General features: G+C 64.5%; 7 protein-coding genes. 6 read left to right on the top strand and 1 reads right to left on the bottom strand.

Annotated elements, in window-relative coordinates; genetic code table 11:
* Positions 1 to 59: 59 nt before the first annotated feature.
* The 6 genes from ACPEH1_RS18265 to ACPEH1_RS18240 are packed head-to-tail and all read left to right on the top strand — an operon-like array spanning position 60 to position 5,504.
* Positions 60 to 701 carry a hypothetical protein gene (locus ACPEH1_RS18265; RefSeq protein WP_003821094.1) on the top strand — a complete coding sequence of 214 codons (642 nt, stop codon included), beginning with the start codon at positions 60 to 62 and terminating at the stop codon, positions 699 to 701.
* A 14-nt stretch (positions 702 to 715) separates the two neighbouring features.
* A complete protein-coding gene (locus ACPEH1_RS18260) occupies positions 716 to 1,441 on the top strand; it encodes a TIGR03759 family integrating conjugative element protein (RefSeq protein WP_003821095.1) in 726 nt (241 codons plus the stop codon).
* The gene (locus ACPEH1_RS18255; RefSeq protein WP_003821096.1) at positions 1,423 to 2,013 is read left to right on the top strand and encodes a transglycosylase SLT domain-containing protein; all 591 of its coding nucleotides are present in this window, start codon (positions 1,423 to 1,425) and stop codon (positions 2,011 to 2,013) included. Before ACPEH1_RS18260 ends, ACPEH1_RS18255 begins: the two co-directional genes overlap by 19 nt.
* Complete coding sequence (locus ACPEH1_RS18250; protein ID WP_003821097.1) at positions 2,010 to 2,549, top strand: integrating conjugative element protein; 540 nt, start codon at positions 2,010 to 2,012, stop codon at positions 2,547 to 2,549. Before ACPEH1_RS18255 ends, ACPEH1_RS18250 begins: the two co-directional genes overlap by 4 nt.
* Before the next feature lie 4 nt (positions 2,550 to 2,553).
* The gene (gene traD, locus ACPEH1_RS18245) at positions 2,554 to 4,746 is read left to right on the top strand and encodes a type IV conjugative transfer system coupling protein TraD (protein WP_003821101.1); all 2,193 of its coding nucleotides are present in this window, start codon (positions 2,554 to 2,556) and stop codon (positions 4,744 to 4,746) included.
* Positions 4,743 to 5,504 carry a TIGR03747 family integrating conjugative element membrane protein gene (locus tag ACPEH1_RS18240; RefSeq protein WP_003821103.1) on the top strand — a complete coding sequence of 254 codons (762 nt, stop codon included), beginning with the start codon at positions 4,743 to 4,745 and terminating at the stop codon, positions 5,502 to 5,504. Before traD ends, ACPEH1_RS18240 begins: the two co-directional genes overlap by 4 nt.
* A 46-nt stretch (positions 5,505 to 5,550) precedes the next feature.
* Here the strand turns inward: ACPEH1_RS18240 and ACPEH1_RS18235 are convergent, their stop codons facing one another.
* Complete coding sequence (locus tag ACPEH1_RS18235) at positions 5,551 to 6,480, bottom strand: hypothetical protein (protein WP_003821104.1); 930 nt, start codon at positions 6,478 to 6,480, stop codon at positions 5,551 to 5,553.
* Positions 6,481 to 6,648 lie beyond the last annotated feature (168 nt).

The raw sequence follows: 6,648 nt of genomic DNA, 5'->3' as shown, positions 1-6,648 counted from the left end.
CCTGCCACCGAGGCGGTGCAGACGTTCCCGCTGGCGCCCGCGGCATCGGGAGGCCAGCCATGAACGCCCCGCAGCCCGCCCATCGTTCAACGGCCGCCGTGGTGGTGCAGAGCCTGATGTGGCTCTGGCTGATCGGCCTCAGTGTCCTCGTTGCCCTCGGCTACCAGACGATGAACGACCAGGCCGACCAGGAGCGCCTCGATTCCCGCCTGCAACGCCTCGAAGCGCAGGCAACAGGCCTGGCCGAGACCGTCGAGGCCATCCAGCAGCGTCCAGCCGTCGCCACGGCGGCAGACCTCAAAGACACCCGCCAAATCCTGGAAGCACGCGCGGCCCAGGTCGAGAAATCGCTGAGCGCCTATGCCTCCGCCGACGACCTTCAGGCACTGCGCGCCGAAGTCGAGCAAATCAAGGCGCGGCAGACCGCTGCGCGCGCCGCTGCACCCGCCCAGCCGCGCACCAGGAACAAGCCCACCGCCAAGCCCGAACCGACGCCGCTCCCGTTCCGCATCGTCGGTGCCGAACTGCGTGCCGGCGAGCGCAGCGTGTCCGTCGCGCCGAGCAATGGCGACTTCACGCCCGACCAGCTTCAGGTGCTGCTACCCGGCGATGCGGTCGGCCCGTGGCGCTTGCAGGCCGTCGAGGGCAGCACTGCGGTGTTCCAGGCCGGCGACCAGACCCGCCACGTGGCGATCCCCTGAACGGAGCACACCACATGAAGCCGTCGATCATCCTTTCCGCGCTTCTGCTGGCGTCCACCCAGTTGCCCGCGTGGGCGCAGCAATCCGCCACGGCTCCCGCCCGCAATGCGCAGAGTCAGGAACGCCCGCTGGTCGCCCGCATTCTGGACGACCGGGTGGCGAGCGACTGGGGCCTTCAACCTCAGGAGTGGGCGCGCTATCGCGAACTGATGGACGGTCCACTGGGCATCTATTCGCCCAACCTGGACCCGCTGTCGGCCCTGGGCATCGAGGCGCGTACCGAAGAGGAACGGCGACGCTACGCCGAGCTGCAGGTGCAGGTCGAAGCGCGCCGCGTGGAGAAACTGCTCGCTTATCAGCGGGCCTATGACGAGGCCTGGCAGCGCCTGAACCCCGGGATGCAGCGGGTGAACCTGCCGGACGACAAGCCGGTCGCCGGGGCCACGCGCGGCTCCGGCCGCACGGCAGTGTTCGTGAAAGATAACTGCGTGGCCTGCGGCCAGCTCGTGCAGCGCCTGCAATCCTCGGGCGCCGAATTCGACCTGTACATGGTCGGCAGCCGCCAGGACGACGCGCGCATCCGCGATTGGGCCAAGCGCGCGAACGTCGATCCGGCGCGCGTGCGCAGCGGCAGCATCACGCTCAACCACGACGGCGGCCGCTGGTTGACCTTGGGGGTACCCGGCGACCTGCCGGCGGTCGTGCGCGAGGTGAACGGCCAATGGCAGCGCCAGCCATAGCCGCCCCCCTGCGCACACTGGTGCTCGCCGCTGGCCTATGCGCCTGCGTCGCCCAAGCCCAGGAGGTTCCGCCACCGGCCTACCAGCTCGCCGCGCAGCGCGCAGGCATCCCCTCGACGGTGCTCTACGCCGTGGCCTTGCAGGAGAGTGGCATCCGCCGTAACGGACGCATCGTCCCGTGGCCGTGGTCCCTCAACGTCGCCGGCCAATCACGCCGCTATGCGACCCGCGCCGATGCCTGCGCGGGTTTGCAGCAGGCGATGCGCTCCACGCCGCACACGCGCATCGACGCGGGCCTGGGCCAGATCAACCTCGGCTACCACCAGCAGCGCTACGCCAGCGCCTGCGACCTGCTCGACCCGTACCGGAATCTCGCCATCGCTGCCGAGATCCTGCGCGAGCAACACGCCCCCGGCGAGGACTGGTTGCTGGCGATGGGCCGCTACCACCGCCCCGCGGGTGGCGAGCCCGCCGCCCGCTACCGGCGCAGCGTGTCGCGCCACCTCGCCCGGGTGCAGGGCGCACGCCCAACCGCCGCGGTTCTCGCCGCACGCAAGGAGACATCCCCATGACGACATCCCATCTGGCCTTGCGTGGCCTGCTCGTACTGCTGGCGGGTCTGCCGCTGGCCTCGCTTGCCGGCGAGCCGCTGATCGTGGTCGAAGACCGCGGCGGCGCGTCGGCGCTGCCGTACTACGAAGCCCTGAACCTCCAGCCGCGCACCAACGCACCGGCCCGGCCGCCGATCCCGACGCCCCAGGTTCCCGCCACGCCGGCGGACGAGGCCGCGATGCTGCCGGTGCGCAGCGCCAAGCTCACCCCCGGCACCGTCCCGCGGCGTGTCATCGAGGCTCCGGGTCTGCGGCCTTTCGTTGTCGTCGGCGACGACGAGGCATCTCGGGCCTGGCTGCGCAGCCAGGCAGCCGCGCTGCGCGAGCGCGGCGCGGTCGGTCTGGTGGTCAACGTCGAGACCGTGCAGGGCCTGGCGCGGCTGCGCACCCTGGTGCCCGGCGTACCCCTCGCGCCCATGTCCGGCGACGACCTGGCCGAGCGCCTGGGCCTGCGGCACTACCCGGTGCTGATCACAGCCACCGGCATCGAGCAATGAAGCCATGTCGGGGAAACAGCCGGTCGAGGTACTGCTTCGCCCAGCGGTGGAGCTATACACCGTTGCCGCATGCGCGGGCGCCGCGTTTCTCTCCCTGGTGGCCCCATGGTCGCTCGCGCTGAGCCCGTCCATGGGCGTCGGCAGCGCGCTGGCGTTCGGCGCCTACGGTGCCATCCGCTACCGCGATGCCCGCGTCATCCTGCGCTACCGGCGCAACATCCGCCGCCTGCCGCGCTACGTGATGACCAGCAAGGACGTGCCGGTCAGCCAGCAGCGGCTGTTCGTGGGGCGCGGGTTCCTGTGGGAGCAGAAGCACACCCATAGGCTCATGCAAACGTACCGGCCGGAGTTCCGCCGCTACGTCGAGCCCACACCAGCCTACCGGCTGGCGCGACGGCTGGAAGAACGGCTGGAGTACGCGCCGTTCCCGCTGTCCCGGCTGTCGAAACTCACCGGCTGGGACGTACCTTTCAACCCGGTGCGGCCGTTGCCGCCTGTGGGCGGCCTGCCGCGCCTGCACGGCATCGAACCCGAGGAGATGGACGTCAGCCTGCCGCTGGGCGAGCGCGTCGGCCACTCGCTGGTGCTGGGCACGACGCGCGTCGGCAAGACCCGGCTGGCCGAACTATTCGTGACCCAGGACATCCGGCGCGTGAACGCCGCGGGCGAGCACGAGGTGGTGATCGTCATTGACCCCAAGGGCGATGCCGATCTCCTGAAGCGGATGTACGTCGAGGCTAAGCGCGCCGGCCGCGAAGGCGAGTTCTACGTCTTCCACCTGGGATGGCCGGACATCTCCGCGCGCTACAACGCCGTGGGGCGATTCGGGCGTATATCGGAAGTCGCCACCCGCGTTGCGGGGCAGCTTTCCGGTGAAGGCAACTCGGCCGCCTTCCGAGAGTTTGCGTGGCGGTTCGTCAACATCATTGCCCGCGCCCTGGTGGAGCTGGGACAGCGGCCCGACTACATGCTGATCCAACGGCACGTCATCAACATCGACGCGCTGTTCATCGAGTACGCCCAGCATTACTTCGCCAAGACCGAGCCCAGGGCCTGGGAGGTGATTGTCCAGATCGAGGCCAAGCTCAACGAGAAGAACATCCCGCGCAACATGATCGGGCGCGAGAAGCGCGTGGTGGCGCTGGAGCAGTACCTCTCGCAGGCGCGCAACTACGACCCGGTGCTGGATGGCCTGCGCTCGGCGGTTCGCTACGACAAGACGTACTTCGACAAGATCGTCGCATCGCTGCTGCCGCTGCTGGAGAAGCTCACTAGCGGCAAGATCGCGCAGCTCCTGGCCCCGAACTACTCCGACCTGGCCGACCCGCGCCCGATCTTCGACTGGATGCAGATCATCCGTAAGAGGGCCATCGTCTATGTGGGCCTGGATGCGCTCTCCGACGCCGAGGTCGCCACCGCGGTCGGCAACTCGATGTTCAGCGATCTCGTGTCGGTCGCCGGGCATATCTACAAGCATGGGATCGACGATGGCCTGCCGGGCGCATCGGCCGGTGCGCGCGTGCCGATCAACGTCCATGCCGACGAGTTCAACGAATTGATGGGCGACGAGTTCATCCCGCTGATCAACAAGGGCGGCGGTGCCGGCCTGCAAGTCACTGCGTACACGCAGACCCTGTCGGACATCGAGGCCCGCATCGGCAACCGCGCGAAGGCAGGCCAGGTGATCGGGAATTTCAACAACCTGTTCATGCTGCGCGTGCGCGAGACCGCGACCGCCGAACTGCTGACCCGGCAATTGCCGAAGGTCGAGGTCTATACGACCACCATCGTCAGCGGCGCGACCGACAGCTCGGACATTCGCGGGGCGACGGATTTCACGTCGAACACTCAGGACCGCATCAGCATGTCCAGCGTGCCGATGATCGAGCCGTCGCACGTCGTCGGCCTGCCGAAAGGCCAGTGCTTCGCGTTGCTGCAGGGCGGCCAGCTTTGGAAAGTGCGCATGCCGCTGCCGGCGCCGGACCCGGACGAAGTGATGCCGGCAGACTTGCAGCAACTGGCCGGGTACATGCGCCAGAGCTACAGCGAAGCGACGCAGTGGTGGGAGTTCACCAGTTCCCCCGCCTTGCAGGACACGGGCCTGCCCGACGACCTGCTGGATGACGCCGCTGCGGCCGAACCTCCCGCGGTGGCCATTGCCACCGACGAGGACACCGGCAACAAGGCCTCGCCATGAAGGACGCCGCCTCGACTGCACAACGGGAGCAGAACCAGCGCCAGGGCCTGATCGTCGGCACCATCACCTTGCCGTTCCGGCTGCTCGGGGTGCTGATCGGCTCGCTGCTGTTCTCGATCGTCGTGGAGTGCGTCGGCATGCACCTGTTCTGGAAGGACCAGGGCTGGCGGCACTCGCAGCAGATGTTGCAGTACGAACTGGGGCACCTGTCCAGCCACTTCACGCGCAGCGTCGTCGTGCAGGAGCCGGGGCGCACCGCGCACGAACTGGTGGATACCGGCTACGAATGGGTATTCGTTCGCTCCGGGCTGCTGGAGCGCATGAGCCAGACCGCCGAGCGCGCCCGCGCGCCGAGCCACGGGAGGATCCAGGACGGGGGGCGCAACTTTCGCTACTACATCAGCCAGGTCTATGTCTGGACCGAGAACTACCTGATTGCCGCGGCCTTCACCACCCTCACGTTTCTGGTGCGCCTGCTGGTTCTGGTGCTCACGTTGCCGCTGATCTGCACCGCGGCGTTCGTCGGCCTGATCGACGGTCTTGTGCGGCGGGACGTGCGCCGGTTCGGCGCAGGCCGGGAATCCGGCTTCATCTACCACCGCGCGAAGGCGAGCCTGATGCCGCTGGCCGTGCTGCCGTGGGTCACGTACCTGGCCTTGCCGATCTCTGTGCATCCACTGCTGATCCTGCTGCCCAGCGCAGCCTTGCTGGGACTGGCCGTGAGCCTGACTGCGGGCAGCTTCAAAAAATACTTGTGATGACAGAGAAACCAGATCATTAGGCAACTCATTCAGTATTTCTTATTTATTGAATTTGCTGACCAAGGATTTTCTCGCGATACATATTGGCCAAATGGCGCGCCCTCATGCTCCACTGCTCTGTAATCTTTGGGAAATCTGTTGCGCCGCGCCCATCCATTCCTTGCAATGTAACGTAGCCCTGCCCATCCTGTCCGCGCACAAAAGCTATGTAGTTATATATTGAATCTCGAAATTCAGTGAGAGCATAAAAGAAGGCATCGCCAGCCGGAAGCGCACGAGATAAGTCAATGCGACCTTGGGCATATAAAAAATCATTGACACCCTTCATTCCCCATCCTACCCGATCCAACTCAATGTAAAGATTGTCCACGGCGTCATAATGCACAGATGGAATGTAACCACATGAAAAGTCCCATGTTTCGAGCCAGTCGAGAAAGTCAGACCTGAAATATGAAGGAACAATATTTTGAAGTGTGGCTATGGAATCCGCCATCTGCTGAGGCGTTAATGCGCTCCTGGCAACTTGAAATGCTGATGGGAAAATTCTCTTACAGACATCTTGTGGGATAAAACTAATATCAGAAATTTCACCCCAATAGACCACGTGAACCGGAAAAATCGATCCATCCAGCCTTTTGTGTTGAGTGCCATGGAACTGATGATGATTTATGCTGGTATGGCGATTTGCCGTTGTGAAAATCACATAACAACCAATCGGCTCAGGGAAGGAATCGGTCTTACTCAACTCAGCCGTAACGTCTGTAGAGTTTAGTTGATTAACAAATTTTGCCTGCCCAAACACTGAGTAGCCGCCAACGGCAGGAAAAATGTCAATGCCATGCTGCCTTTGCCCATTTCCGCCGTATCTTCTGAATTGCACGTCATACCTCATATTCCGCGCGACCCAGTCCCTCATGAGGTAGCAGCAAATTTCCTCAAAATCTTGATCAGTTCTAAAGGTCAGTCCTTGCATTTTTATCCTGGATCTTTGTAAGAGCGTTGATATTTTGCCACGCGGCCGGTGGAAATTCCCTTCTTGAATTCTGGCCTGACGACCACTCCCTGAGCGAACTGGACGCACGCTGCCAATCAAACCGATCAGCGCAGTTTCCTATTGTTTGCTGCCTGCAGTCACCCTGAA

Source organism: Stenotrophomonas sp. NPDC077421 (assembly GCF_049545505.1).
GTDB lineage: Bacteria > Pseudomonadota > Gammaproteobacteria > Xanthomonadales > Xanthomonadaceae > Stenotrophomonas > Stenotrophomonas nematodicola.
The sequence above is the reverse complement of the archived record's forward strand: the minus strand, read 5'-3'. Positions and strand labels throughout refer to the sequence as shown.

Excerpts from the sequence above, each read along its gene's own strand:
- ACPEH1_RS18235 (WP_003821104.1), bottom strand. The coding sequence starts at position 6,480 with ATGCAAGGACTGACCTTTAGAACTGATCAAGATTTTGAGGAAATTTGC.
- traD (WP_003821101.1), top strand. The coding sequence starts at position 2,554 with ATGTCGGGGAAACAGCCGGTCGAGGTACTGCTTCGCCCAGCGGTGGAG.
- ACPEH1_RS18250 (WP_003821097.1), top strand. The coding sequence starts at position 2,010 with ATGACGACATCCCATCTGGCCTTGCGTGGCCTGCTCGTACTGCTGGCG.
- ACPEH1_RS18265 (WP_003821094.1), top strand. The coding sequence starts at position 60 with ATGAACGCCCCGCAGCCCGCCCATCGTTCAACGGCCGCCGTGGTGGTG.
- ACPEH1_RS18240 (WP_003821103.1), top strand. The coding sequence starts at position 4,743 with ATGAAGGACGCCGCCTCGACTGCACAACGGGAGCAGAACCAGCGCCAG.
- ACPEH1_RS18260 (WP_003821095.1), top strand. The coding sequence starts at position 716 with ATGAAGCCGTCGATCATCCTTTCCGCGCTTCTGCTGGCGTCCACCCAG.
- ACPEH1_RS18255 (WP_003821096.1), top strand. The coding sequence starts at position 1,423 with ATGGCAGCGCCAGCCATAGCCGCCCCCCTGCGCACACTGGTGCTCGCC.